This window comes from Streptomyces sp. AC512_CC834, from assembly GCF_019049325.1.
Lineage (GTDB): Bacteria > Actinomycetota > Actinomycetes > Streptomycetales > Streptomycetaceae > Streptomyces.
The window spans coordinates 76,410-103,139 of the sequence record NZ_JAGMUO010000024.1 but is presented as its reverse complement, the minus strand read 5'-3'; the positions used below and the strand labels follow the sequence as shown (position 1 = coordinate 103,139).

At 73.4% G+C, this 26,730-nt stretch carries 23 protein-coding genes; 3 read left to right on the top strand and 20 right to left on the bottom strand.

Annotated elements, in window-relative coordinates:
- Positions 1–143: 143 nt before the first annotated feature.
- From KUM40_RS09415 to KUM40_RS09385, 7 genes are all read right to left on the bottom strand, one after another.
- Positions 144–2,756, bottom strand: coding sequence for a SpoIIE family protein phosphatase (locus KUM40_RS09415; protein WP_308401098.1), 2,613 nt, complete (start codon positions 2,754–2,756; stop codon positions 144–146).
- 291 nt (positions 2,757–3,047) lie between these two features.
- Positions 3,048–3,509, bottom strand: coding sequence for an ATP-binding protein (locus tag KUM40_RS09410; protein ID WP_254394825.1), 462 nt, complete (start codon positions 3,507–3,509; stop codon positions 3,048–3,050).
- A 5-nt stretch (positions 3,510–3,514) separates the two neighbouring features.
- Positions 3,515–3,943 carry a (deoxy)nucleoside triphosphate pyrophosphohydrolase gene (locus KUM40_RS09405; RefSeq protein WP_217164959.1) on the bottom strand — a complete coding sequence of 143 codons (429 nt, stop codon included), beginning with the start codon at positions 3,941–3,943 and terminating at the stop codon, positions 3,515–3,517.
- A 75-nt stretch (positions 3,944–4,018) separates the two neighbouring features.
- A complete protein-coding gene (locus KUM40_RS09400) occupies positions 4,019–4,210 on the bottom strand; it encodes an SPOR domain-containing protein (RefSeq protein WP_217164958.1) in 192 nt (63 codons plus the stop codon).
- Positions 4,211–4,647: 437 nt separating this feature from the next.
- The gene (locus KUM40_RS09395) at positions 4,648–5,400 is read right to left on the bottom strand and encodes a GntR family transcriptional regulator (protein ID WP_217164956.1); all 753 of its coding nucleotides are present in this window, start codon (positions 5,398–5,400) and stop codon (positions 4,648–4,650) included.
- Positions 5,401–5,547: 147 nt separating this feature from the next.
- Positions 5,548–6,705, bottom strand: coding sequence for a DUF4190 domain-containing protein (locus tag KUM40_RS09390; protein ID WP_217164954.1), 1,158 nt, complete (start codon positions 6,703–6,705; stop codon positions 5,548–5,550).
- A gap of 223 nt (positions 6,706–6,928) precedes the next feature.
- Entirely contained in the window at positions 6,929–7,759 is an 831-nt protein-coding gene (locus KUM40_RS09385) for an oxidoreductase (protein ID WP_217164952.1), read from the bottom strand.
- Positions 7,760–7,866: 107 nt separating this feature from the next.
- On the opposite strand from KUM40_RS09385, the gene KUM40_RS09380 reads away from it, so the two are divergent.
- Entirely contained in the window at positions 7,867–8,790 is a 924-nt protein-coding gene (locus KUM40_RS09380) for a LysR family transcriptional regulator (protein WP_217164950.1), read from the top strand.
- 30 nt (positions 8,791–8,820) lie between these two features.
- Here KUM40_RS09380 and KUM40_RS09375 read toward each other — a convergent pair whose 3' ends face one another.
- A complete protein-coding gene (locus KUM40_RS09375; RefSeq protein WP_217164947.1) occupies positions 8,821–11,031 on the bottom strand; it encodes a DEAD/DEAH box helicase in 2,211 nt (736 codons plus the stop codon).
- Positions 11,032–11,096: 65 nt separating this feature from the next.
- Positions 11,097–11,669: a helix-turn-helix domain-containing protein gene (locus KUM40_RS09370; protein ID WP_217164945.1), complete on the bottom strand. Its 573-nt coding sequence runs from the start codon at positions 11,667–11,669 to the stop codon at positions 11,097–11,099.
- Between the two features lie 125 nt (positions 11,670–11,794).
- Here KUM40_RS09370 and KUM40_RS09365 point away from each other — a divergent pair, with 125 nt between their 5' ends.
- Together KUM40_RS09365 and KUM40_RS09360 are read left to right on the top strand one after the other, a co-directional pair.
- Positions 11,795–12,421 carry a bifunctional 2-polyprenyl-6-hydroxyphenol methylase/3-demethylubiquinol 3-O-methyltransferase UbiG gene (locus KUM40_RS09365; protein WP_217164943.1) on the top strand — a complete coding sequence of 209 codons (627 nt, stop codon included), beginning with the start codon at positions 11,795–11,797 and terminating at the stop codon, positions 12,419–12,421.
- A gap of 51 nt (positions 12,422–12,472) precedes the next feature.
- On the top strand, positions 12,473–12,991 hold the full coding sequence (locus KUM40_RS09360) for a DinB family protein (RefSeq protein WP_217164936.1): 519 nt from the start codon (positions 12,473–12,475) through the stop codon (positions 12,989–12,991).
- A gap of 45 nt (positions 12,992–13,036) precedes the next feature.
- On the opposite strand, the gene KUM40_RS09355 is transcribed toward KUM40_RS09360, so the two are convergent.
- The 11 genes from KUM40_RS09355 to KUM40_RS09305 form a co-directional block, all read right to left on the bottom strand.
- On the bottom strand, positions 13,037–14,233 hold the full coding sequence (locus KUM40_RS09355; protein WP_217164934.1) for an FAD-dependent monooxygenase: 1,197 nt from the start codon (positions 14,231–14,233) through the stop codon (positions 13,037–13,039).
- Positions 14,230–15,627: an MFS transporter gene (locus tag KUM40_RS09350; RefSeq protein WP_217164932.1), complete on the bottom strand. Its 1,398-nt coding sequence runs from the start codon at positions 15,625–15,627 to the stop codon at positions 14,230–14,232. The genes KUM40_RS09355 and KUM40_RS09350 overlap by 4 nt, the downstream gene beginning before the upstream one ends.
- A 14-nt stretch (positions 15,628–15,641) precedes the next feature.
- Positions 15,642–16,475, bottom strand: a complete 834-nt coding sequence (locus KUM40_RS09345; protein WP_217164930.1) for a YoaK family protein — start codon at positions 16,473–16,475, stop codon at positions 15,642–15,644.
- Positions 16,472–18,283: a gamma-glutamyltransferase family protein gene (locus KUM40_RS09340; RefSeq protein WP_217164928.1), complete on the bottom strand. Its 1,812-nt coding sequence runs from the start codon at positions 18,281–18,283 to the stop codon at positions 16,472–16,474. The genes KUM40_RS09345 and KUM40_RS09340 overlap by 4 nt, the downstream gene beginning before the upstream one ends.
- A gap of 52 nt (positions 18,284–18,335) precedes the next feature.
- The gene (locus KUM40_RS09335; RefSeq protein WP_302180829.1) at positions 18,336–19,490 is read right to left on the bottom strand and encodes a DUF3500 domain-containing protein; all 1,155 of its coding nucleotides are present in this window, start codon (positions 19,488–19,490) and stop codon (positions 18,336–18,338) included.
- Entirely contained in the window at positions 19,487–20,299 is an 813-nt protein-coding gene (locus KUM40_RS09330) for an alpha/beta fold hydrolase (protein WP_217164926.1), read from the bottom strand. Before KUM40_RS09330 ends, KUM40_RS09335 begins: the two co-directional genes overlap by 4 nt.
- A gap of 221 nt (positions 20,300–20,520) precedes the next feature.
- The gene (locus tag KUM40_RS09325; RefSeq protein ID WP_217164924.1) at positions 20,521–21,138 is read right to left on the bottom strand and encodes a TetR/AcrR family transcriptional regulator; all 618 of its coding nucleotides are present in this window, start codon (positions 21,136–21,138) and stop codon (positions 20,521–20,523) included.
- 73 nt (positions 21,139–21,211) lie between these two features.
- The gene (locus tag KUM40_RS09320) at positions 21,212–22,381 is read right to left on the bottom strand and encodes a pyridoxal phosphate-dependent aminotransferase (protein WP_374227362.1); all 1,170 of its coding nucleotides are present in this window, start codon (positions 22,379–22,381) and stop codon (positions 21,212–21,214) included.
- 50 nt (positions 22,382–22,431) lie between these two features.
- Positions 22,432–23,091, bottom strand: a complete 660-nt coding sequence (locus tag KUM40_RS09315) for an RraA family protein (RefSeq protein WP_217164922.1) — start codon at positions 23,089–23,091, stop codon at positions 22,432–22,434.
- A gap of 140 nt (positions 23,092–23,231) precedes the next feature.
- On the bottom strand, positions 23,232–25,733 hold the full coding sequence (locus tag KUM40_RS09310) for an FtsX-like permease family protein (RefSeq protein WP_217164920.1): 2,502 nt from the start codon (positions 25,731–25,733) through the stop codon (positions 23,232–23,234).
- Complete coding sequence (locus KUM40_RS09305; RefSeq protein WP_217164918.1) at positions 25,730–26,575, bottom strand: ABC transporter ATP-binding protein; 846 nt, start codon at positions 26,573–26,575, stop codon at positions 25,730–25,732. The genes KUM40_RS09310 and KUM40_RS09305 overlap by 4 nt, the downstream gene beginning before the upstream one ends.
- Positions 26,576–26,730: the final 155 nt, after the last annotated feature.

The following is a 26,730-nucleotide window of genomic DNA, read 5'->3' as shown; positions in this document are numbered from 1 at the left end:
CGGTTGCGGTCAGGGGTGCGTGGCGATGATCTCCGTCGATCTGGTGCCGCCCCTGGTCACGGCCGGGGCGGCACTGCTGCTGGCCGGGTACGGCCATGTGCGCCGCACCCGGCGGGCCCGGACCCGGACGACGCCGGGGCGGGTCAGAAGAGGCTCAGCAGTGCCTCCGCCGGGTCCGTGAGCCGGGTGTCGGCGCCCGGCAGGGGCAGCTCGAACCAGACCGTCTTGCCGCGCGGCGTACGGCGTGAGCCCCAGGCAGCGCTGAGCAGGCCGACCAGTTGCAGGCCGCGACCGCCCTCGTCGGTGTCCCGGGCGCGGCGCCGGCGGGGCTGGACCAGGCCGGAGTCCCAGACCTCGCAGACCAGGGTGCGGTCGAGGAGGAGGCGGAGCCTGATCTCGCCCTCGCCGTACCGCAGGGCGTTGGTGACGAGTTCGCTGACGAGCAGTTCCGTGGTGTCGACCAGCGGCTCCATGTCCCAGTCGAGCAACTGGGCGCGGGCGTACTCGCGGGCCCGGCCGACGCTGCGCGGCTCGCGCGGCAGGGTCCAGTCGCCGACCGAGTCGCTGGGCAGTCCCTGGACGCGGGCCATCAGCAGCGCGATGTCGTCCTCGCCGTGGTGGCTGTCGAGGGTGTTGAGGACCTGGTCGCAGACGTCCTCGAGGGGCTGCGTGGGGTCGGTGAGGGCGCCGACGAACGCCTGGAGACCCTCGTCGAGGGGGTGGTCGCGGCTCTCGACAAGGCCGTCGGTGTAGAGCGCGAGCAGGGCACCCTCGGGCAGTTCGACCTCCACCTCCTCGAACGGCTCCCCGCCGACGCCGAGCGGCAGGCCCGGCGGTACGTCGAGCATCAGGGCGCTCTCGCCGGGCTCGACCAGGACGGGCGGCAGGTGGCCCGCGTTGGCGAAGGTGCAGCGCCTGGTCACCGAGTCGTAGACGGCGTACACGCAGGTCGCCAGGTAGACCTCGGAGAGGTCGGCCTCGCGGGGGCGGCGGGCGGCCCGGGTGGCCTGCTGGACGCCCGAGGGGGCGCCGAGTCCGCGCGCGATCTCGTCCAGTTGGGAGAGCACCTCGGCGGGTTCGAGGTCGAGCTGGGCCAGGGTGCGTACGGCGGTGCGCAGTTCCCCCATCGCGACGGCGGCGCGCAGGCCGCGGCCCATGACGTCGCCGACGACCAGGGCGGTGCGGTGGCCGGGGAGTTCGATGACGTCGAACCAGTCGCCGCCGACCTCGCTGGCCCGGCCGGTGGCCGCTTCGCCGGGCAGGTAGCGGCAGGCGATGTCGAGTCCCGAGGCCTCCGGGTCGCCGGGCGGGAGCAGGGAGCGTTGCAGTATCAGGGCGCGTTCGTGTTCGCGCCGGTAGAGGCGGGCGTTGTCGATGCAGACGGCGGCGCGCGCGGCCAGCTCCACGGCGAGGGCGCGGTCGCGGTCGCCGAACGGCTCGCTGCCCTTGGTGCGGGCGAACTGGACGAGTCCGACGACCGTGTCGTGGGCGACCATCGGCACGGCGAGCGTGGACTGCACGAGGCTGCCGTCCTCGGGGGGCAGGGCGCGGGGGCGGGCCGTGCGCAGGGCGTCCGCGCAGGGCGAGTTGAACGGGTAGTGGTGGACGGCGCCGAGCTGGACGCGCTCGCCGGCGCCGTTGAGCGGGGCGTCGGAGACGGCGCTGGAGAAGGCGACGCGGCGCAGTTCCGCGCTGCCGTCGGCGAGGCCGGGCGGCGTCTCGTCGCCGACCAGCAGCCCTTGGTAGAGGTCGACGGTGGCCAGGTCGCAGAAGCCGGGGACGACGACGTCGAGGAGTTCGCGGGCGGTGGTCTCCAGGTCGAGGGAGTTGCCGATGCGGGCGCCCGCGTCGTTGAGGAGGGCGAGGTTGCGCCGGGCGGCGGCGGCCTCGCGGGCGGCCTGGCGGCGGGCGGTGATGTCGGTTCCGAGCCAGGCGACGCCGATGGGCCGGCCGGAACCGCTGTGCACGCGGTAGAGGTTGACGGACCAGTGGCGGCGTTCCCCGGTGCCCGGCACGGGGCCTGTGACGTGCATGTCCGTGATGGAGTCGCCGGTCTCGAGGACCCGGCGCAGGGTCGCGGTGACCCGGTCGCCCTCGGCGCGCGGCAGGTAGTCGTGGACGCCCCTGCCTCGGTGGTCGTCGGGGGTGCCGCCGAAGGTGGAGGCGAACCGCTGGTTGGCGCGGCGCACCCGCAGGTCGGGGTCGATCAGCAGGAAGCCGAACGGAGACTGGCCGAATATGGCCTGTGAGGCGGCGAGGTCGGTCTCGATGCTGCGCAGGACGCGGACGTCGACGACGATGCAGACGGCGGCCTTCTCGCCGTCCTCCGTCCGCGTCGGCATGACGTACACCTCGGCGAGCCCGCGCTGTCCGCGGCCGCGCTGCCCGGGTGCGGTGGAGGCGTCAGGGGCACGGAAGGGGACGACGCCGGTCCACTCCCGGCCGTCGAGGATCTCGGCCATCTTGCGCTGGCCGCGCTCGCGCAGGTCGGGATCGACGAAGGCGTCGATGGGGTCGGTGCCCACGGCGTGTTCGGCCGGAATGCCGAGGAGCTGCTCCGCACGCAGGCTCCACTGGTCGACGAGCCCGTCGGGGCCGATGGAGAAGGACGCGACCTTGATGTAGTCGTAGATGGAACCGGGCGGACTGCTCTGCCACACCGCGTCACCGAGTGGCGCGTCCTCCGACGGACCCCCGGACTCCGTGGACTCCTCGGAATCCGTGGACTCCGTGGCCCTCGCTGGTATCTCGCTCACGCGAACCGTCCCCTCCAGCTCACCGCGTCCGGCACCGGTCACCGGGAGCGGCTGCCCGCAGTATCCAGCACTACGGCGCCGCACGACACGGTGTTCACGATCACAGCACGGTCCCGATGGTTTTCGGTCCGGACCGTGACAACACTTCCAGTCTTCTAACCAGCGGACACGGCATCGAACCACGGAGTTCGACAACTGCCAGTGGCCTGAACCGGTTGACCCTCGGAGCAGAGGTATATATTGGGACATTTCGCCACGCCGGTAACGGTGCGTCACGCACCTGTCGCGCTGTCAGGGCACCGTGAGTTCGAACCACACCGTCTTGCCCGCCTCGCCGGGCCGGGTGCCCCAGCGGCGGGTGGCGGCCGCCACCAACTGCAGACCCCGGCCGTCCTCGTCCTCGGGGTGGGCGACGCGCTCGCGGGGCGGGTCCCGCAGCGGGTCGGAGACCTCCACCAGCAGCACCCCGGCGGCTCCGGCGGGCCGGCGGACCAGGCGGACGCCGATGGGTCCGGTGGCGTGCCGCAGGGCGTTGGTGACCAGTTCGCTGACCAGCAGGGCGGCGATGTCGCCGACGCCGTCGAGGTCCCACTCGGCCAGGGTGCGGCGGACCAGGGAGCGGGCGGTGCGCACGGCCTCCGGCGCCGCGGGAAAGACCCACTCGGCACAGCCGCCCTCGCTGTCGATCACGCCGCTCACTTCCCCGGCCGGCAACCCCACCCTTGTCCGGTTTCGTGGGGTTAATGGGCACATACCCTTTATCCGGGCTCGGTACCGCCGTTCACGGTGTTCGTCGCGAGGTGTCCGAGCACCTGCTCGACGGCCGGCACGTCCTGGTCGAGCCAGGGCACGTCCCACACCTGGGCGGGGGTCAGCCAGCGCAGGTCGTCGTGGTCCTCGAGGGGTTCGGGGGCGGCGGAGCCGGGGAGGAGGCGCGCGATCCACACGTGCAGGACGAACGGCGGCCTCAGGGGCCACTGCCCCGGGACGCGCTCACCGGGCTCGGCCGCCACCCCGAGTTCCTCGCGCAGTTCGCGCACTAGGGCCGCCTCGGGCGTCTCGCCCGCCTCGACCTTGCCGCCGGGCAGCTCCCACCGTCCGGCCAGTTCGGCCGGCGCGCTGCGGCGCGCGGCGAGCAGACGCCCGCCGTCGACCAGGGCGGCGCCCACCACGATCCGTTCCGTCATGCGCCGGAGCCTACGGCCCGTCCGGGGCGGCCCGCGCCGCCAGGGCAGGCGGCGCGGTCAGTCCGTCCGGCGCGGTCAGTCCACCGTGCCCGTTCCGGTCGTGCCGAGCCTCTCGACCCAGTAGAGCTGCCGCTGCCCGCGACCGTCGAGGGTGTCCGCGATCTTCTGGGCCTCGGCCCGGGTCGCGTACCTGCCCACGCGGTAGCGATTGCCGTTGTCGTCCTGCCGGAAGACCAGCCAGGGAAGAGTGACCGTACTGTCGTTCATCGCGCCCCTCCACTTCCCGCCCACGGCTTGCGCCGTGCCCCACCCGCCAAGGAAACCGCAATCCGCATATGCCCGAGCCTACGCCCAACCTTCACGGAGCGAATACGGCTTTGCACAAAGAGGTACGCAACCAGCCAGAACGCAGGGGGCGCACGATACAGAACGCGCCGTCCCCGCACGCCGATGCCTCCGGTCACAGGCATAACGGCACCAAGGGAAGCGACCTGCGGGAACGACCGGATTCCGGCGCCGCGCGGACGCCGGCGCGGGCGGCGGACACGTGTGCGAGCGGAGGAAAAGGGCGTGGACGGCGCACGACAGGCGTGCGCCATCTCACACCACGGCTTCACGCCGGGGCTTCACGCCACGGCTTCACACCACGCCCTCAGCGCGGCCTCACGCCACGGAAGGGCGCGTGAACTCCCTCGGCGACGCCGCTACTTGACGGGCAGGTGGTACGCCACCCGGTACCGGTCGGCCGGGACGACCACGTCGGCGGTCTCGACCGCGCGGCCCGAGGCGTAGAACGTGCGCTGGATGACCACGACCACGTGCCCCGGTACGCCCCCCAGGGCGAGCAGCTCCTCGGCGAGGCCGGGGCGGGCGCCGACCTCCTCGGTGACGTTGTCGACGACGACGTCGATGGCGGCCATCCGCTCGACGACGCCCATGCCGCCCAGCGGCCCCTCCTCGGGCAGCATCACCGGCGTGCGGCCGGTGAGGTCCAGCGGCTCCCACGAGGTGGAGAGCATGATGGCCTCGCCGGCCTCCCGGAAGACGTACCGCGTGCACATCACCCGGTCGCCGGGCTTGATCCCGAGCCGCTCGGCCACGGCTCCGCTCGCCTCGGCCTGCTCGCTGCGCGACTCCCAGGTGCCGCGCGCGTCGCCGTCGGCCTGCTCCTGCCGGAAGGGCGTGGCGCCGCCGGCCGGCCGGTACCCGGAGCGGGCGACGCGCCGGGGGACGGGCCGCTCGCGCACATAGGTGCCGGAACCGGAGCGGCCCTCGACCAGACCCTCGGCCATCAGCACCTTGCGCGCCTCCAGGGCGACGGTGTCCGAGACGCCGTACTCCTCGCGGATCCGCGCCTGGGACGGAAGGCGGGTATGGGGCGGCAGCAGGCCGTCGGCGATCTTCTTGCGGAGATCACCCGCGACACGCAGATACGCCGGCTGCTCACCGAATGTCACTGGCCGCTCCCATCAGGTTGTACAGACAGCAACAGCGTGGCAACCGTAGGTTGTACCAGGCAAGCGAAGGCCAAAGAATCACTCGATGTGATGACTTGCGGAGCCCGAGGGCTATGCGCAGGCACTTTCTCCCCGCTATGGCCGCCGTCACACCTCCAGGCCGGGTTCGTCTCCCCCACCGCCGTCGCCGTCACCGCCGCCCTCGTAGTCGGGCGGCGTGGTGGCCAGGCCCAGAGCCTTGCGGGCGGTGACCGTGGTGTCGGCCACGACGAGGTCGTAGCCCCTGCCGTAGTGCTCGTAGAACGCGTCGAGACCGGTGGCCTTCGCGGCCAGGCCCCACTCCTTCCGCGCCGCCTGAAGGTCCTCGACCAGCCCGGCGACCGGACGCTCGGCGCCGGCGGGCCAGCCGTGCCGCTCCAGCATGGTGATCTCGCCCCTGAGCGCCTCCGACACCTGCCCCGCCCAGACCCGGTAGCCCGCGAAGTCGTCCTCGACGGCCGCCGCCTCGGGCACCTCGTCCATGGCCCGGTTCAGGTAGCCCTCCGCCAGCAGGTACGTGTGCTGGTCCGGGTCGAGCCGGGCGACGTCGTTGCGCAGTGAGCCGGTCAGCGTGGAGCGTTCGTCCGTGTTCCCGAACAGGCAGGTGATCTCGCGGTCGCCGGTCCGCCAGCTCCCGGAGGTCGGGGTCAGGTAGTACACGTCGACATCGGCCGGCAGCGCCCACCGGTCCATCGCGTAGGCGTCCTGGAGGGCGTAGCACCGGTCGTCGGCGGCCCGTGTGAGGTCCGCGTCGCCCGGGTAGGAACCGCCCGGCAACTCGAAGGAGGCGAACACCTCGCCGTCGTGCTCCTCTTCGCAGGGCACCTGGTCGACGTCGTACGTCACGCCCTGGAGGGAGCCGCCCGGAGTGGTGAAGCACTGGCCCTTCTCGAGGGAGTAGGCGGTGCCCTCGCCGCGCGCGACGTCCCGGAAGCCGTCCCAGAAGCCGGCGACGGCGCCCGTGGAGAGCGCCACCACCCACAGTGCGAGCCCCACCGAGGACAGCACGCACCCGGCCACCGCGAACCCCTTGCCCCGCTCCCCCCGCCTGCGGATCCCGGCCAGCGCGATCAGTCCCAGCACGAGCCCGACCGCCGGCACGAAGCACAGGACACCGAGCACGAACGCGGCGACGGCAAGCCCGTTGAGGGGCGCCTGCCGGGGGTGGACGCCGTAGGGCTGCCCCCAGGCACCCGGGTAAGGCCCCTGCGGATACGGCCCCTGGGCGTAGGGCCCTTGGGGCCCGGGCGGCGGCGGTATGGACACGTGTACCGTGCTCCTCTTCCAGGGTTCGGGCGAAGACGCGGAGGCGCGGAGGCGCCGCGAAACGGTGGCCGGCCTCGCGGGTGGCCGACCGATCACTGAGCGCATGGTATGCGCGCGGCGGCACGTGTTCTCCACCGTGGGCGTGTGGCCCCTGTGGCCCCTGTGGCCCCGGAACCGTACCGCGGAGACGGCAGGCCCCTCTCCTCCTGCGTCCGCCCGCGGCTCAGTCGTCGAACGCGGTGGCCCGGGTGTGCTTCTCCCAGGCCTCGACGTCCTCGCGGACCTGGCCGAGGTGGCCGAGGACGGCGCTGACCCCGTCGTCGCCGAGCGGCAGCCGCAGCGGGGTGTGCTCGGCCGCCAGGGCGGCACGGATGACGGCCGCCGCCTTGGCGGGGTCACCGGGCTGGCTGCCGTCGCTCCCGGCGATCATCCCGCGGGTCTGGCCGACCTTGGCGTACAGACCGCTGTCCGTGCTGATGCCCGCGTTGCCAGCCTCGAAGAGCCCAGTGCGGAAGGAGCCCGGCTCGACGATCAGCACCTTGACGCCGAACTCCCGCACCTCGTCCGCGAGCCCCTCGGACAGGCCCTCCAGCGCGAACTTCGTGCCGCTGTACGCGGAGAACCCCGCGAAGGACAGTTGCCCGCCCATGCTGCTCATCTGCACGATGGCGCCCGAGCGCCGCTCCCGCATGTGCGGCAGCACGGCCCGGGTCAGCGCGGCAGGCCCGAAGACGTGCACGTCGAACAGCGCCCGCAGTTCGTCCTCGCCGGTCTCCTCGAAGGCACCGACGTGTGTCCGGCCGGCGTTGTTGACCAGCACGTCGATCCGACCGTGCCGCGCCACCACGTCCCGTACGGCGTCCCCGGCGGCTGCCGTGTCGGCTACGTCGAGGCGCAGCGCCTCCATCTGGTCGGGGTGCGCGGCCACGAGGTCGTCGAGCGCCTCGGGGCGCCGTGCCGCGCCGACCACGACATCACCGTCGGCCAGGGCGGCCTCGGCGATCGCCCGCCCGAATCCGCTGCTCGCACCGGTGATCAGCCATACCTTGTTCATATCGACTCCCTCGCGGCTCGTCTTTCCGTCCGGCTTTCCGTATCCGCCAACGACTGTGCCCGGAGGTCCGGTTGCCCGTCCAAGACCCATGGTGATAACCATCGGTTATGGCGACGGACGTACACGTGCGGGAGCTGCGCTACTTCGCGACGGTGGCCGAGGAACTGCACTTCACGCGGGCGGCCGAACGGCTGTACGTGTCCCAGCCGGCGCTGAGCAAGCAGATCCGGGCGCTGGAGCGGCAGTTGGGGGCCGAGCTGTTCCGTCGCGAGTCGCACGGCGTGACGCTCACCGAGGCGGGCACGGCGCTGCTGCCGCACGCCCGGCGGGTGCTGGCCGACTGGGCCGAGGGCGCGGCTGCGATGGCGGCGGTCCGGGCCGCGCGGCGCGGCACTCTGGTGGTCGGGATGAGCACCAGCCCCGGCCGCGGCGGCCTGCTGCCGGCGATCCGCTCCCGCTTCACCGCGGCCCACCCGGACGCGGTGGTGCGGCTGCGGCAGATGACCTGGGAGGACCCGACCGCCGGCTTGGCCGACGGCACGGCCGACGTCGCGTACGTGTGGCTGCCGCTGCCCGACGCCGGCCGCTACGCCTGGACGGTGGTCGCCGAGGAACCGCGCCTGGTCGCCCTCCCCGAGACCCACCGCCTCGCCGCCCGCACGGAACTCGACTTCGCCGACCTGGCCGACGAGCCGTTCCTCGCCCTGCCGCCGGAGGCGGGCGTGCTGCGCGACTTCTGGCTGGCACTGGAGGAACGGCGCACGCTGGAGGGCCCCGAAGTCCGACCCCCGCTCGTCGGCGCCGAGATCTCCGGCACGGAGGAGACGTACGAGGCCCTGGTCGCCGGCCTCGGCATCTGCCTCGTGGCCGTGGGCAACGCCCCGCTGATCACCCTGGGCGGCGTGACCACCCGCCCGGTCAGGGGCCTTGGCCCCAGCCGCTACGCCCTGGCCTGGCGCCGCGAGGACGAGGAGCGGCCCCTGGTCAGGGGATACGTGGAGGCGTGCCGCCGGGTGGCCGACGGGGAGTGACGCGGCTCAGGGCGCGGGACGCAACGCGGCTCAGGGCGTCGGTGCGGGACGTTCGTCGCTCAGGCCGAGGCGGGTCTGTTCCTCCTCGACGATCCGGCGGGCCAGGTCGGTGTCCGACACGTCCACGGCGTCCGGCGTCGACTCGGCCACGGCGCTGCGCCGGGCGTAGGCGTCGAAGAGGCGGGCCTTCCTCTCCAGCATCCGCACCATCCGCTCGTCCACTCCGCCGGTGGCCAGGAGCCGGTGCACACGGACCGGTCGGACCTGACCCATGCGGTGGGCGCGGGCGATGGCCTGGTGCTCGATGGTCGGCTTGATCTGGGGCTCGCACAGGATCACCACCGAGGCGGCCTGGAGGTTGAGCCCGACCCCGGCCGCCTGGATCTGCGCGAGCAGTACCGCCGGACCGGACGCGGCGGTGAACTCGTCGACGATCTGCTGCCTGCGGGCGGGCGGCACGGCACCGGTGAGCGGACCGAACACGCGGCCGTGCGCACCGGGTCCCGCACCGACCAAGGTGTCCTTGGTGTCCTTGGTGTCCAAGTCGTCCTCGACCACGCTCAGGACGTTCCGGAAGTGGGAGAAGACGACGACCTTGAGCCCGTTCTCCCCGGCCTCCCGCACGATCTCCCGCAGCCGCCCGAGCTTGGCGGACTTCTCGGGGCGCGCGTACGCCGCCCTGCGCATCGCCATGAAGTTGCCGTCGGCCACGGCCTCGCGGTAGGCCTCCTCGTCGCCGGCGCTCAGCTCCTCCCACTCGTCCGTGTGCTGGAGACTGGGCAGTTCGGTGAGGACGTCCGTCTGGTTGCGGCGCAGGTAGACCGGGGCGACCGCCTTGCGGAAGGCCACCGAGCCGGCCAGTCCGGTGCCGTCCTCGAGACGGTCGGCCACGCCCGGGTCGAGCATCCGGACCAGGTTGCGGAACTCGGCGACCCGGTTCTCCATCGGCGTACCCGTCATGAACAGCACGTGCTCGCCGTGGGCGGCCCACCGGTCGACCGCCTGCGACCGCAGGGCCTGCGGATTCTTCACGGAGTGCGCCTCGTCGACCACCAGCATCGCGAGTTCGCCCCCGTCCGGTTCCGGGAAGCCGCGCAGGGATTCGAAGGTGGTCACCGCGACCCCGCCCCGCTCCCGCCAGTCGGTGAAGGCGTCCTGCCGGTCCGGGCCGTGCAGCGGCATGGCCCGCAGGGTGCTGCGGGTCTCGATCTCGCGCGTCCAGTTGACCAGGACGCTCGCCGGGCACACCACCAGGAAGTGGGTCCGCCCGCCGGCCGCCAGGTGGGCCAGGGCCGCGATGGCCTGGATGGTCTTGCCGAGGCCCATCTCGTCGCCCAGCATCACCCGGCCGAGCGCCAGGGCGAAGCGCGCGCCGAACGCCTGGTATCCGCGCAGGGACACCCGGCGGTGGGAGTCGTCGAGGCGCAGGCCGCGCACCCGCTCCGCGATGTCGTCGGGCAGGAATCCCTCGGCGGCCGCGGTGTCGGGGGCCCGTCCGGCGATCTCGCCGAGCAGGCCGTAGTACTCGGCGGAGCGCAGTTCGAAGTCGGTCCAGGCCGCGAGGTCGCCCGCCGGTCCGCGCAGCAGGTCCACCGAGGCCTGGGCGAGCAGTTCGTGGGTGCCCGCCCGCTCGGCCTCCTCGGTGAGGGACCGGATCGCCGCGACGGCCTCCAGCACACGGGCCTTCCTGGCCCGTCCGGCCAGCAGCAGTCCGGTCCGCCCGGCGGCCGGGCGGGCGTCGGCCAGCAGCGGTCCGAGCCGCCGGGTGAGCGCGGTCGCCGCGTCGGCCGCGCGATGTGACTCCGGGCCCGCCTCCGCCAGCACGTGCAGGGCCACGACCAGCGCGGTCGTGCGCGGCTCGGGCCGGTCCACGTCCAGGTGCACGGCGGCCGTCTCACCGGCCGCCTGAGCCAACTGCCGTGCGGCGGCGACGATCTGGTCGACGGTCCGCTGCCCCACGCCCGGTATCTGCCGCAGCCGGTAGGGGCCGGCGTCGAGTACGGCCCGGACCGTGCCGAGGCCGCTCTGCTCGACGGCCCCCAGCCGCAGCCGCCCGTCGGTGACGTCCTGCAGCCGGGCCACGGGGATGGCGTCGAGGGCCTGCGCCACGGCCTCGTCGTGCAGTGGCTCAAGGGCTGCCCGGACGGCGTCGACGGCCCGTTCGTGGTCACCGGCGAGCGTCAGCGCGGCCTCGTGGAGCCGGGTGCCGCGTGCGACGGCCTCGCGCTCAGCGCGTCCCATCGGGTACCGGGCCCCCTCCCGGTCGCCGGAGGCCGGGCCGCCGCCCCGCCCGTTCCGGTGGCCGCTCAGTCACCGCGCACATGCGCCCGTACCCCTTGCAGGCCGAACAGGACGAGGAGTTCGACCGTGCCGCCGTCGGCGCTGCCCAGCCAGTGCGGCAGGGACGTGTCGAACTCGGCCGCCTCGCCCGGCGACAGCGTCAGGTCGCGCTCGCCGACCAGCAGTCGCAGACGGCCACCGAGCACGTACAGCCATTCGAAGCCCTCGTGGGTCTGCGGGGTCGGTTCGAGGGGTTCAGGACGGCTCGGGATGATCATTTTGAAGGCCTGGGTCCCGCCCGGCCGCCTGGACAGGGGTACGAAGACCATCCCGAACTTCCGGATCGGCTTCAGGTGGATCCGGGGGTCCCCCGTGCGGGGCGCGCCGACGAGGTCGTCCAGGGGAACGTCGTAGATGCGGGCGAGCGGCAGCAGCAGCTCCAGCGTCGCCCGGCGCTGTCCGCTCTCCAGCCGGGACAGGCTGCTCTCCGACACTCCGGTCGCCGCCGCGAGGTGGGCGAGGGTGATGCCGCGCTCGCGGCGGAGCGCGCGCAGTCGGGGGCCCACGGCGTCGAGTACGTCGTCCGTTCCGGCGTCCATCGGGCCACCTTGCCACAACAGCAAGATTTCGTGCCACATCGCGCCGCTCCTGGTGAGACTGGGCGCAGCCCCTGACCCCTACGCCCCTCACCTCTACAGCCCTCACCTATACAGATGGAGTTGCGATGAGCGCCACCGACGCGGTCGATTTCTGGGACGGTGTCTACGCCGCCCGACCGGCGGTCGCAGAACCCCGGCCGAACGAGCGTCTCGTCGAGACGGTCGCGGAGCTGCCTCCCGGCGACGCGTTGGACCTGGGGTGCGGCGAGGGCGGCGACTCGCTGTGGCTCGCCCGCCGGGGGTGGCGGGTCACCGCCGTCGACATCTCGGCCGTGGCGGCCGAGCGGCTCACCGGGCACGCCCGCTCGCACGGCCTCGGCGACCTGGTCCGGGCAGCGCGGCACGACCTGCGCGACTCCTTCCCCGAGGGCCGGTTCGACCTGGTCTGCGCCCACTACCTCCACACTCCCTTCGACCTGGACCGGTCGGCCGTCCTGCGTACGGCCGCGCACGCGCTGCGCCCCGGCGGGCGGCTGCTGGTCGTCGACCACGGCTCGACCGCGCCGTGGTCGTGGAACCAGGACCCCGACGTCCGCCACCCGAATCCGCGTGAGGTCGCGGCGGGCATCGGCCTCGACCCGGCGGCATGGGCGGTGGAGCGGGCCGACGCCCCGCGCCGGACCGCGACCGGCCCGGGCGGGCGCACCGCCGAGGTCGTCGACCACGTCCTGCTCATACGCCGCACGGCCTGAACACCCCGCGCCCGCGCCTGCGCCTGCGCCTGCGCCTGCAAGGAGGTCACCATGCCCAACACCACCCCCCGCACCCCCCGCACCGGCCGCACTCGCCGCCGGGACACCCCGCCGCCGAGGACCGGAAGCAGCGAGGCCGAGACCCTGCGCGGGTTCCTCGACTACCTCCGGACCTCGATCGCCGGCAAGGTCGACGGCGCCCCGGAGCCCCAGGTCCGTACGGCCGCGGTGGCGTCCGGCACGAATCTGCTCGGCCTGCTCAACCACCTCACGCACGTCGAGCGCGCGATCTTCCTGGGTCACGAGGTGGCCGACTGGCAGGCGACGTTCCGGGCCGCGCCGCAGGACGGCGTGGACGAGGTCGTCGCCCGTTACCGGGAGGCCGTCGAGCGCGCGAACCGGGTGCTCGACGCGTGCACCGACCTCGGCGAGCCGGTTCCCCGGCCGCGACCGGGCCGCCCCGCGCCCAGCGTCCGCTGGGCCCTCACCCACATGATCGAGGAGACCGGCCGGCACGCCGGCCACGCGGACATCCTCCGCGAGCTGATCGACGGGGAGACCGGGCGCTGACGCCGGTCGGTGGCCGCGCTCTCGTCCGGCGGCGCGGCGCCCGGCTCAGGGCATGGGCGTGAACGTGGGCAGTGCGAGGGCCGAGTGGGCCGGTCGTCCCGCCGGGGCGGGGATGGCGCTGAGGCCGCGCAGTCTGGCGTTGCGCTGTTCCAGGTCCCGGGCGGTGGTCGGGAAGAGGGTGGCGCCGCCCCGGCCGACCAGCCCCTGGTTCGCGGTCACGAACTCCCGGGTGTCGCGTTCGTAGGCGGCGAAGCCCGCGACGTGGCCCCGGTCCGCGAGGGAACCGGCGAGCATGTACGCGCCGACGAGGGCGAGACTGGTGCCCTGCCCGGTGAGGAACGAGGGTGCGTACGCGGAGTCGCCGACCAGGGCGATCCTGCCGCTGGTCCAGCGGGGCATGCGGATCTGGCTGACGCCGTCGAAGAACAGGTCGTCCGTGTCGCGCAGGGCGGCCAGCATGCCCGGGACCTCCCATCCCGCGTCGGCGAAGACCTCGGCGACCAGGTCGCGCTGGGCCTGCGGGTCCCGGAAGGCGTCCATCGGCGGCTCCGGCCGGGCGAAGTTCAGGAAGGCGTGCACCTCGTCGTCGTCGCCCACGGCGTAGAGGGCCGCGGCCCTGCCCGGGGTGTTCCACATCATGGTCTCGTGGGAGAGCCCGAAGGTGTTGCGCATGGTGAACACGGCGAAGCAGTAGCCGAGGTAGCGGTGGAACTGCTCCTCGGGGCCGAACAGCATCTCCCGGGTACGTGAGTGCATGCCGTCCGCGCCGAACACCATGTCGTACGTACGGCTTTCGCCCCCGCGGAAGGTGACGTCGACCCCGTGGCCGGTCTGGTCGAGGGTGTCGACGGAGTCGTTGAACAGGAACTCCACGTCGTCACGGACGGCCGTGTAGAGGGCGTCGGTCAGGTCCCCGCGCCGCACCTCCAGGTCCCGTCCGGCGACGCCGCCGGTGACGGCGTGGGGGTGCAGCGAGGTCACCTCGCCGCCGTCCCCGTCGAGGAAGGTCAGCCGTCGCAGGTCGATGTGCGCGTCCCGCAGGGGTGGCAGGATCCCCATCCTCTCCACGACGTCGAGTGCCGTGCCGCGCACGTCGATGGGGTAGCCGCCGCTGCGGAGTGTGCCGGCCCTCTCCACCACGGTGACCTCGTATCCGTAGCGGTTGAGCCAGTAGGCCAGGGCGGGTCCGGCGATGCTGGCCCCGGAGATCAGGACCTTGCGCCTCGGTGCGGTGCGGGTCATGCTTTGACTCCTTTGCTCATGGTGCGGGTGACGAACAGGGCCAGCGACACGACGACGCCGGCTATGACGAAGCCGGTGACGTAGGCCGATTCGGCCGCGACCTCCGACCCGGAAGGGGTCCCGGCGGTGAGCAGCGCACCGCCGAGCTGGCCGCCCACGGCGGAGCCGACCACGCGGCTCACCAGGATCAGGCTGGTGGCGATGCCGGTGTCTTCCTTGTCGACGGCGGTGGCGGTGCTGGTCATCATCGCCGTGACGCACAGGCCGTTGGCCAGCGCGATCAGCACCTTGCCGACGACGAGATGCCAGATCTCGCTGTGTACGGCCGCCACGGCGAGCAGGCCGACGGCCATCATGACGACGCCGGTGTTGACCACGGCGCGCGAGCCGAACCGCCGGTCCCCGATCCCGCCGAGCGGCCCGGCCAGCGTCGCGGCGATGGCGCCGGGCAGCAGGAAGAAGCCGATCTCGGTGGCGCTGGCGCTGAATCCGTATCCGTCGCCGCGCTCGTCGAGGAGCTGCGGAATCAGATAGACCGCCATCATGGTGCCGAGGCAGATGACGAACGTGAGCACGCACGCCTTCCATATCGCGGGCCGTGCCAGCATGCGCAGGTCGATCATCGGCGCGGCCGCACGCCGTTCGACCCTGATCCATCCGGTGACGAAGACGCCCAGCAGTACGACGAGGGCGGCGAGTACGAGTGGTGCGGAGCCGGCTTCGGGCGCCAGTGCGAGGACGAGCATGAGCGTGACCAGCATGCCGCTCAGGAGCAGCAGGCCGGGCCAGTCGATCCCGGAGTCGTCCGACCGGCCCGGCGCGTCGGCCGGCATCAGCCTGTTCACGACGAGGGTGGACGCGATGACGGCCATCGTCGGCAGCGCGAACATCCAGTGCCGGGAGAGCTGTTCCGCCACCGGCCCGGCCGACAGCATGCCGACCATCGACCCGCCGACGAAGAGCCCGCTGACCACGCCGATGGCCACCTTGGACTCGCCGGCGGGGAGGTGTTTGCGGACCACGATGAACGACAGGGGCAGCGCGCCGATCATCGCGCCCTGCAACACCTGACCGACCAGCAGCACCGGCAGGTTCGGGGCCAGGGCGGACACCGTGCCGCCGAGCGCGACCACGGCCATCAGCCGGATCAGGATCTTCTTCCCGCCGTAGCGGTCGCCGAACTTGCCCGCCAGCGGTGTGATGAGCGCGCCGGTGATGAGGAGGACGATGCTGAGCAGCGCCGACTCGGACTGGCTCATGTCCAGTTCGCGTTCCAGGAGCGGGATCGTCGGTGACACCACCGACTCCAAAGCGCCGGTGGACAGTGCCAGCACGCCGAGGGCTCCGACGGCGGCCTTCCCGATGGGGACCGGGGGAGCCAGGGTTGTGGTCATGAGTGTCCTTTCCGTCATGGCCGGGTGGGGGCCGTCGATGGAGCGGTCGATGGAGCGGTCGAGGAACTGCTCGGGGTCGCGGAAGTGCTCGGTGCGCAGGTGGTGGAGCCGGTCGTGGCTGCCGCCGCGTGGCCGAGGGCGGTCACGGTCAGTACGACGAGCGCTGCCGCCGCCACCGCGAGGCCTCCGTGCACCTGGCACAGCACGGCGCCGGTGACCGCTCCGAGGACGATGAGCGTGACGGCCGCGACGCGCCGCAGTGCCCCTTGGGGGCGGGCCGCTCCCAGCCGGGAGTCCGCCGCGAGACCGGTCAGCGTGGACGTGACGACCACGGTGGTGACGTCCTTCACCGCCAGGTGTCGGGCCGTCGCCGCCTGCGTCCCCATCGCCAGGGCGAGCGACGACGCCATCCACGCCCGGGTGCCGGAGGTGTCCGCGCCGATCACGGACAGGGCGAGCGCCGTGGCGGCCAGGGCCAGTGAGACGCCGCCCAGCAGACCCGTGCAGCGGCGGCTCCAGCCCGGGGCGGCGGTGCGCAGCACCCGCCCGGCCGCGGCCGCGCCGGCGAGAAAGGACACCAGCGCCACGGCCGGGCCGAGCACCGGCAGGTCCGTACCGCCCGAGGCCGCCATGCCGAGGATGACCACGTTGCCGGTCATGTTGCCCGCGAACACCTGGTCCAGGCGCAGGTATCCGACGGCGTCGACGACGCCCGTGGCGAAGGTGAGCGCGAGCATCAGGCCGGGCGGCGTCACGCGCTGCCGCACCAGCCGCCCGAGCCGGTGACCGCGGGTGGGGGTGGTGGGGGTGCGAGTGCGAGTGCGGGTGCGGGCCGCGCGGGCGCTCATCGCCCCGCCGCGTATCCCTGGGCGCCGCGCGGGTTCGCCGCCGCCCGCAGGACGCCGCTGTCGGGATCACGGGTGACGACGGACAGCCGGCCCTGGCTCCAGGGTCCGGAGACGGTCACGTCGTGGCCGCGTGCGCGCAGCTCGTCGACGACGGCGTGGTCCGCTCGTTCCTCGATGACCAGTCCGCCCGGTGTCCAGGTCCGCGGCCAGAACGAGCTGGGTACCGCGGTGGTGTGGAACGCGGGTGCGTCGATCGCCTCCTGCGGATCCATCCCGAAGGCGAGCGTGCGCACCAGGTAGAGCAGTTGCCACTGGTCCTGCTGGTCGCCCCCGGGCGTGCCGAGCGCGGCCACGGGAACGCCGTCCCGCAGCAGCAGGGTCGGGGTGAGCGTCGTACGGGGCCGCCGACCCGGCGCCAGGCGGGACGGCGCGGCCGGGTCCAGCCATGTCATCTGCAGCCGGGTGCCGAGCGCGAACCCGAGCTCCGGCACGGTGGGCGAGGACTGGAGCCAACCTCCCGACGGGGTGGCGGAGATGATGTTTCCCCAGCGGTCGACGACGTCGATGTGGCAGGTGTCGCCCCGGGTGTCGCCGGTCTGCTGCACGGTGGGTTCGCCCACGCCGTCGGCCCGGAGGGCGGGCCGGCCGGTGACCAGCGGTGGTATGTAGGGCCGGAAGCCGATGTCGCCGGGCCGGAACGCGGTCGACGCGGCCGCGCCGATCTGACCGGCGCGCTCCTTGCCGTACCGGGGCGACAGCAGCCGGCGCAGCACGGCCTCCGCGTCCGCCGGGTCCAGATGCCCGTAGAACGCCTCCCGGTCGGCCATGGCCAGCTTCAGTGCCTCGGTGATCGTGTGGATGCCCTCGGCGCTCGACGGGTCGATCCGCTCGTCGTCGAAGTGGTCGAGCAGGGTGAGGGCCTGCAGCAGCACGGGACCCTGGGACCACAGGCCCGCCTTCGCCACCGTGGTCCCCCTGAACCGCGCGGTGACCGCGGGCTCGAGGGAGGGAACGAAGTCGGTGAAGTCGGCGGCGGTGATCACTCCGGCGTGGTCCCCGCCCGAGGAGTGCCGGTGCGGTACGGCGGCGAACCCGGCCACGGCGTCTGCCACGAACCCCGTCCGCCAGGCGCGTCGGGCGGTTTCGATCCGTCCCGTTCTGCTCTCGCCGGCACCCGCGGCGCCCAGCCGGCGCAGGGTCCGCGCGTAGGCGGGGTTCGTGAGAGTGGCATGCGTCCGCGGGACTCGTCCTTCGGGCATCCACAGCGCGTACGACGTCGGCCAGTGCGTGCGGAAGAGTTCCTCGACGGTGGCCAGGACCCGCGCCAGTTGGGGCACGACGGGGACGCCGCGCTCGGCGTAGTGGATCGCGTACGCCAGGACGTCGGCGATCTCCCAGGTGCCGAACTGGGCGAGCAGCCACAGCCAGGAGTCGACGGCACCCGGGACGGCGGCGGCCAGGGCACCCGCGCCGGGGACGTGGTCAAGGCCTTCGGCCCGGAAGTGCTCGATCGTGGCCCCTCGCGGGGCGTGGCCCTGTCCCGCCAGTACGAGCGGCGGGGAGCCGGCCGCGGTGGCGAGCACGGCGACGAGGTCACCGCCGGGCCCGTTGAGGTGGGGTTCGGCCACGTGCAGCACGAAGGCGCCCGCCGTGGCCGCGTCGAACGCGTTGCCGCCCCGCTCCAGTACGGACTGGGCCGTCGCGGACGCCAGCCAGTGTGTGGACGCGCACATGCCGAACGAGCCGTGCAGCGTGGGGCGGGACTTGTGAGGGGGAGTATCGGTCGGTGACGGTTGTTGACCGGCCATGTGTGTCACATTCCGTTCCGGAGACGCGTGGTGGCCTGTGGCGCGTGGTGGCTTATCGCGCGTGGTGGGCGGCGTGGTGGGCGGCCAGGACGTCGCCGCCGAAGTCGGTCGCCGGATCACGCCATACGGCGTGGGCGTGGTTGGCGCCGCGGTGGACGTTGGTCCACTCGACGAGCAGCCGCGGGCCTTGCAGGCGGTAGTAGTGCGGTTCGCCGGCCGCGGTCGAGCCGGCCCAGGCGAGGTGTACGGCGTCCAGCGCCGCCGGGTCGTCGTAGCGGGGCAGCGGGGAGACCCCGGGCGGGACGCGGTCGAGGTAGGTGCCGAGCAGGGCCCGCAGCAGCTCCCGCTGGGCGGAGTCGAGTTCGGCGCCGGGCACGCCCCTGGGCGCCGGGGTGAGGGCCAGCGCCCGCCGGTTCGCGCCGTCGAGGCCGGTGGCCGGGTGCTCGGCACGGTCCGGGAGGTGCGGGCCGGGGCGCCACAGTTCGGCTCGCTTCACCACGCGGTCGTCGATCCGGGGGCTGTTGCCGGCCACGATGTCGTTCGGGGCGCGGGGCAGCAGTACCGCGCGGGCGGCGGACTCGGGGCGCAGGGAGCGGACCAGCTCGCGGGCCATGTCCTCGGCGGTCCCCAGCGGGCGCAGTGCCGCGCCGCCCAGCAGGGGCGACCCGGCCGGGTCCGCGCCCAGGAAGCACGGCGTGGTGGCGGCGACCCGCCCGTCCACCACGAGGTTGTTGAGCGAGACGTGGTGGCCGCCGAACCGCCATCCCCACGGCCGCGGTCCGCCGGGATCCCCGAAGACCCGCAGGTAGTACATGCTGGGATCGCGGGACCGTTCCCGTCCCCAGTTCACCGAGAAGCCCTCGGTGCGGTCGAGCACGTTCTCCAGGCCGAGCACGGTGGCGACCGTGGTGTATCCGGCTTCGGACAGTCCGCTCGCGACCAGCCGCATCACCAACCGCTGCTGGGCGGGGCGCTGCTGGTGGAAGGTCAGGCCGCCGTGGTCGGTGGGGGTGTAGAACCAGCGGGTGCGTTCGGCCTCTGCCGTGCCGTCGGCGCCCGGTGGCGGTCCGACCGCGGCCCCGCGCTGGTCGGCGTCCAGGGAGTCCAGCCACTCCTGGGCCGCCTCGGCCATCCGGTGCGCGGCCTCGCGGCTGAGGTCGGGGTCGGAGTCGGGGCCGAGGTCGCGCCCGGGGTCGGGGCCGGTCATGGCCTTGCGGGGGCGAGGAGGTACTCGCGCACCCAGCGGGCGATCGTGTCCGCGAACTCCACCGCGATGCCGTGCCGCCCGCCCTCGATCGAACGGAGTTCGGCGTTCGGGATCCGTCGCTCCATCAGGACGGCACCGGCGTAGGGCGCCAGCCGGTCCTCCGTGCCGTGCACGATCAGGGTGGGTGCGGCGATCTCCCCGAGGCGGTCCCGGACCTCGTGCTGCCGGGCGACGTCGTGGCGGCGGACGCCCTGCTCGGGAGTACGGGCGGTGAGCGTCCGGGCGGGCCGGGCGCGCTGCTCGGCCTGGCCTTCGGGGGTGAAGAAGAAGTCCCCGACCGCGTTCTGCCGCTCCTCGTGGGACATGTGCAGAAGCTCGTCGATCGCCTCGCTGCCCATGGCGAAACTCGGCGTGGTGGCGACCAGGACGAGGGACGCGACCCGTTCGGGGTGCCGGAGCGCGACGTGCTGCGCGACGGCGCCGCCGAACGAGGTGCCCAGCAGGTGCGCGCGCTGAAGCCCCAGCGCGTCCAGCAGGGCGACGAGGTCGTCGGCGAGGACGCCCAGCGTGTAGGGAACCGGGGGGTTCACGGTGATCCCCGAATCGCGTTGGTCGTAGGAGATCGCCCTGATCCCCGCGCCAAGTCGGGCGCGGAGGATGGCGAACTGGGTGCGGTCGCTCTCGCCGCCGTGAACGAGCACGAGTGGCACGCCGTCGCCCTCGTCGATGAACCCGACGTCGAGATCTCCCGCTCGTACGGTCGAACTGACCGGTTCGGCGGGTTCGTGCTTTTCCCGTTGCGTTGTCACCGCTGACCTCCTTGTCGATGCGGCACGTAGACGCTCATCCAATTTGAGAGGAGATTATCACTTAATGGTGCCGCTGAATCCTGTCTGCCGAACGAGAGGGAGTGTGCGGGGACGGCTGCGCGCCGGGCGTCATACCCGGGAGCCAATGTGGAGGTGCTACCCCGGTAGGGGGTGCGAGAGGTGCGAGAGGTACAAGAGGTGCGAGGGGTGGGGCGGGGCGGTCAGCCTGCTCGCGCCCAGCCGCGCAACGCGCCGCGGTACGCCTCGGACAGCCGGGTGACGACCTCCCGGCGGGACAGCCGCGTCTCCCGCGAGAGGTCCTGGATCTCCCGCGGGTCGAAGATCATGTTGCTGAGGAACAGGGCGTGCTCGAGCATCCCCTGCGGGAGCCCGAGGTCGTCGAGCAGTCCGCGCACGGGACCGCTCCAGGCGTCCCGCATGGCGACGATGGTCTCGTTCCCGGCGTGGAGCCGCTCCAGGTAGCCCCGTCGGGAGCGAAGCTGCACCAGCGCCGGGCCGTGCTCGGCGAGCAGGTCCACCCACTTGTCCACGACGGCGTCGAACAGCGGTCGCCCCTGGGCGGTCGACGTCTCGCTGAAGTCCCGGAGCTCCTCGACGACGCTGAGCACGTAGGCCTCGAGCACATCGTCCATCGAGGAGTAGTAGCGGTAGGCGGTGGCCGGGCCGATCTCCGCGCGGGACGCGACCGCCTGCATGGTGAGCTCGTCGGGCGTCTCCCGGGCAAGCTCGCCGACGGCCTCGAGGAGGCGCCGGCGGTTGCGGCGGGTGTCGCTGCGCAGCTTGCGCCCCCCGCGCGGGGCGGCCTGCTGATCGCTCACGGGCCTCCTCCGCCTCGTAGAAGTGCAGGCAAAGGGTATCGCCTCCGGGTGCGACACGTCCGACCCCTCGGCGTCAGGTTCCCGTGACGCCCAGGTGACGGACGATGCGGGCGAGCCCGGTCCGCAGGTCGTCCTCGGAGGCCGCGAACGAGATCCGGATGTGCCCCTCGCCCGAGGGTCCGTACTCGGCGCCTGCCCGCACCATCACCTTCCGTTCGGCCAGCTCGCGGGCGACCGTCTCGGAGTCCGGGCCGGCGTCGTAGCGGAGGAAGCCGTAGAACGCCCCCTCGGGCGGGACCAGGTGCAGGCCCGGGACGTCCGAGAGGTGCGCGACCACCAGCTCGCGGCGCCGGCGGTACCGGTCGACCATGGCGTCCACGACGCCGTCCGGCAGTTCGAGGGCGGCGAGGGCCGCGTGCTGGACCGCCGTGTTCAGCGAGCCGTTGAGGGTCCGGTGCACGTGAGCCGCCGCGTCCACCACCTCGCGCGGCCCGGTCAGGTATCCGACCCGCCAGCCGGTCATCGCGTACGTCTTGGAGAACGTCTGCACGTACACCGTCCGGTCCCGCAGCGATTCGACCGCCAGCGCCGAGGTCAGCTCGTGCCCCGGGTAGACCAGCCGGTGGTACGCCTCGTCGCTGACGACCAGGACGTCGGTGCCGTCGAGGAGGTCACCGAGGGCCTTGAGCTCCCGCTCGCCGTGCACGATGCCGGTCGGGTTCGACGGGTTAGAGAAGATCACCATCGCGGCGCCGGGCAGCGCGGCGGCCAACGCGTCGAGGTCCCAGTGCAGGTCGGGGCCGAGCGGGACGAAGTCCACGGTGCCCCCGGCGAGGACGACCAGGTCGGCGTAGAGCGAGTAGGCGGGCTCCGGGACGACCACGCGGTCGCCGGGGCCGACCGTCGCGAACACGACCGCGGCCAGCGCGGCGGTGGCGCCGTGGGTGACCACGACGTCGTCCGCGCTCCACGTCCGGCCGGGTAGCGCCGGCAGCCGGGACGCGAGCGCGGCGCGCAGTTCCCGCAGGCCCTTCTGGTCGGCGTAGTGGGTGTGTCCCCGGCGCAACGCGGCCACGGCGGCCTCGATCACCGGCGGCGGGGTCGGGAAGTCCGGCTCGCCCATGGCGAGGGAGACGGCGCCCGGCGGCGCGGGGGCGAGGGCCGGGCGCCGCGAAAGGCGCCGCAGTTCCCCGATCCGGAAGGCGGACGGTGTGCCGGTCGTCGGGCCACCGCCCCCGGTCACCGGGCCACCGCCGGTCACCGGGCCCTCGCCGGTCACCGCGCCACCGCCGGTCACCGGGCCACCGCCGCGCGGTCGGGGCGTGCGGCGAGGATGCGCTGCCGGAGCGCCTCCTCCTTCTCGCCGATCCCGTCGACCGCCTCGACGACCTCCCGCACGCGGTGCCGCGGGACGACGACGACGCCGTCGAAGTCGCCGACGAGCACGTCCCCCGGCGCCACCGCGACGCCGCCGACCGCCACCGGGAAGCCGATGGCGCCGGGGCCGTCCTTGAACGGTCCGGCGGGGGTGACCGCCCGCGCGTAGACGGCGAGCCCCATCTCGGACAGCGCCTGGACGTCGCGGACCGCGCCGTCGACGACGGCGCCGGCCACCCCGGCGTTCACCATAATCTCGCCGATGAGGTCGCCGACCAGCGCGCGGGTCATGTCGCCGTGCCCGTTGACGACCAGGACGTCGCCCGGCCGGGCCTCGTCGAGCGCTCGGTGGACGGCCAGGTTGTCGCCCGACCGCACGTCCACCGTCAGGGCGTTGCCCAGGAGTGCGGCGCGCCCGGTGAGCAGCCGGATGCCACCGTCCATCACGGTCATCCGTTCCAGCGCGTCACCGACGTTGGCGGCCGGCACCTCCCCCAGCCGGCGGATCTCCGCCGCCGCTGTGCGATCCCAGCTCGGAGCGATGGACACGCTGTCCGTCGCCGCGGCAATGAACACAATGACACCTCGTTCTTAAATAAGAAGACTGTCTCAGATAGAACGACCATAGCCTTCCAGGCGTCCGGCCACAACGGTTCGAGGGGCGGGATCGGCGTCACGCCGACTCCCGCCCCGTGCGCCCGCGCTACGACCGGCGGCTACGACCAGCGGCGCAACGCCGCCCGGGCCGGCAGGGTGACCGCGAGCAGGGCCAGGCCGCCCGCGGCGACCGCGAAGGACCCGTACACCAGCGGAGGCACATACGGCATGTCACCGGTCACGCCGCTCATCATCGGGATCAGCGTGGCCGCGGCGATCGCGGAGCCGATGACCAGGCCCACCCCGGCGACCAGCAGGCCCTCCCAGCGGAGCATCGTCATCACCTGACGCCGGGTGGAGCCGACCAGGCGCAGCGTGCCCAGTTCGCGGCGGCGGTCCAGGACCGTCATCACCAGGGTGTTGACGGCGGCGACGGCGGCGAATCCGCCGAGGACCGCGGCCATGGTGTTGTTCATCCAGGCGCCCAGCTTCGCGTCGCGGTTCTGCTCGGTGGCGTAGCCGGAGGCGTCGGTGACCTCGCCCAGGGCGGTGAGTGACTTCTCCGAACCGCCCCGCACCAGCAGTGTGCTGTCGAAGCCCGAGGTGACGTGCCCGGCCAGGGACGCCCGGTCCATGGTCACCGTGGACAGCCCGAGGCCGCGCCCGTAGACCGCGACGATCTCGGGGCTGGCCTCGGTGCCGTCGGGCAGGTAGAGCGGGAGCCGGTCGCCGACGCCTGCGTCCGCCGAGGTCGCCAGGGTCTTGTCGATGGCGATACGGCCCTCGCCGAGCCGGTCGAGGCTGCCCTCGCGTACGTCCAGGTCCTGCACCTTCGCCAGCTCGGCGCCGGAGCCGGTGACGCCCTGGGTGGCCGCGCCCAGGAGCGACTTGAACTCGCCGGAGCCGGTCGGCACCAGCACCTGCGTGTTCAGCAGCCCGACGGCCGCCTCCACGCCCGGCGCCCGTGCGGCGCGTGCCGCCGCGTCCACCGGGAGCCCGGCCGGGTCCGTCACCACGTGGTCCGCGGTGATGCCCGCGCGCAGTTGCTTGTCGGCGGCGTGGGTCTCGCTCGTGTGCATGAACACGAGGGTCGAGGAGAAGGCCACGGCGAGCACGATCGGGGTGATCGCGGAGGCGAGGCGGCGGGCGTTGGCACGGGAGTTGGCGGCCGCGAGCTGCGCGGCCGGGCCCGCGCCGCGCAGCGGGAGGCCGAACAGGCCCGCGCACAGCCGCGCCACCAGCGGGCCGAGCAGCCCGACGGCGAGCATGAAGAGCATGACGACGCCGAGGGCGGCACCGGCCGCGTCGTCCCCGGCGGAGCGGGCGGACACGCCGGTGAGGATCGCGCCGCCGACGAGGGCGCCGACGCCGAGGAGGGTACGGATCAGGCCGGGCCGCAGCCGCTCCACCGACGCCTCCGACAGTGCCTGCCCCGGCTTGATCTTCGCGGGCCGGCGCCCGGCCATCCAGCCGGCGCCGAGCGCGGTGAGCAGCCCCATGACGACGGCGGCGAGCAGCGGAAGCCCGGAGACGTGCAGATCCACGGCCTGCGGAATGGCGCCGCGGTCCTGCAACTGCCCGAACCACCAGTGCGCGAGCCCGATGCCGGGCAGGCAGCCGATGATCCCGGCGAGCGGTGCGACGAGCAGTGCTTCGGAGGCGACCGCGCGGCGGACCTGCCGCGGGGTGGCGCCGACGGCGCGCAGCAGGGCGAATTCGCGGGCCCGCTGACCGACCGAGAGCGCGACGGTTCCGGCGGCGGTGAAGACCGCGACGATGGCGGCGATGCCGCCGAAGGAGCCGCCGATTCCGAAGAGCGTCACCTTGGCGTACCCGAGGCCCGGGTCCTCGACGGCACCGCGGTCGTCGCCGGTGTGGACCTGGGCGCCGGAGCCCGCCAGGGCCTGCTTCACGGCGTCGGCGAGGGCGCCGGTGTCGGTGCCGTCCTCGGCCAGCACGATCACGGCGTCGGCCTTGCCGGGGTGCCCGGCGAGCGTGGGCGCCTGGGTGTCGGCGAACCAGGCCGTGGCGCCGGCGGCTTCGGTGTCGCGGGCGGTGTCCGCGGATCCGGCCTCGGCGACGCCGGCGACGCGGAAGTCCTGCTGCCCGGCGGCGGTCTGGAGCACCACGGTGTCGCCGACGGCGGCCCTCTCGGCGCCGGCCGTACCCGCGTCCAGCACGACTTCACCCTCGCGGGGCGCGGAACCGCTGGTCAGCGCGGTGCCGGTGAAGGCGTGCGAGCCCCATCCGTGCGCGGTGAGCGACCCTTCCCCGGCCCGTACGGGGAAGGTGAAGTCCGGGACGGCGGTGGCCGCACCTGGCGCGTCGGCGGCCTTCGCCGCCAGCCCCGCGTCGAGCCGTGCCGTGTCCGGCAGCGGGACGGCCTCCTTCTCGCGGTCCTCGCCGCTGCCGGTGACGATGTATTCGTTCTGGTCCGCGGCGGCCACGACCGGCGCGTTCGCGTACCGCTCCGGCGGCACCGAGGCGCGCAGGCTGGTCTCGAGCAGGATGCCGCAGGCGGAGACGATCAGGGCCGCCATCATCAGCGCGAGGAAGGTCCCCGCGAAGGACGCGGGCTTGAAGCGGACGGCCTCACGGGCGAGTCCGTTGGGGCGCCTCATGCCGCGACTCCCGCCATCGCAGCGGAGCGGGAGGCGCGCGAGGTGAGCACGGCCATGCGTGCCGCGATCTGCTCCGCGGAGCCGCGCTCGAGGTGGTCGGCGAAGGCGCCGTCGGCGAGGAACAGCACGCGGTCGGCCCAGGCTGCCGCGGACGGGTCGTGGGTGACCATGACGACGGTGGCGCCGAGGGTGTTCACCGCGTTCCGCAGCAGGCCCAGGACCTCGGCGGCGGTGCCGGTGTCGAGGGCGCCGGTGGGTTCGTCGGCGAAGATCACGTCGGGGCTGGTGACCAGGGCGCGGGCGACGGCCACGCGCTGCTGCTGGCCGCCGGAGAGCTCGCCGGGCCGGCGCTTCGCCTTGTCGGCGAGCCCGACCTGGGCGAGCACCGCCTGCGCCTGGTGGTGGTCCTGGCGCTGCCCGGCCAGGCGCATCGGGAGCAGCACGTTCTGCTCGACGGTGAGGGAGGGCAGGAGGTTGAAGGCCTGGAAGACGAAGCCGAGGCGGCTGCGGCGCAGCTCGGTCAGCTCGTTCTCGCTCATGCCGGTGATCTCCGTGCCGCCCAGGAACACGGATCCCGCGGTCGGCCGGTCGAGCCCGGCGGCGCTTTGCAGGAAGGTGGACTTGCCGGACCCGGACGGGCCCATGACCGCGGTGAACGTGCCGCGCGGCAGGGCGAGGTCGACGCCCGCGAGGGCGTGCACCGTGCCCGCCCCGCGGCCGTACTGCCGCCGGACGTCACGCAGTTCGACGGCGAGACCGGGCGTGGCTGCCGGGACCCCGGGCCGGTTGTCCACCTCCGGCCGGTTGTCCGCCTTCTGCCGCTTGCCCTTGCGTAGCCTCATGTCCCGTCTCCCTCTTACGCGCTTACGCGCACTTTCTGTGACGGGTGAAGAGTGCGGGGACGGCTGCGCGCCGGGCGTCATACCGGGGAGCCAATGTGGAGGTGCTACCGCGGTAGGGGGTGAAGGAGGGAGACGGGCGGAGGAGAGGGGCAGGG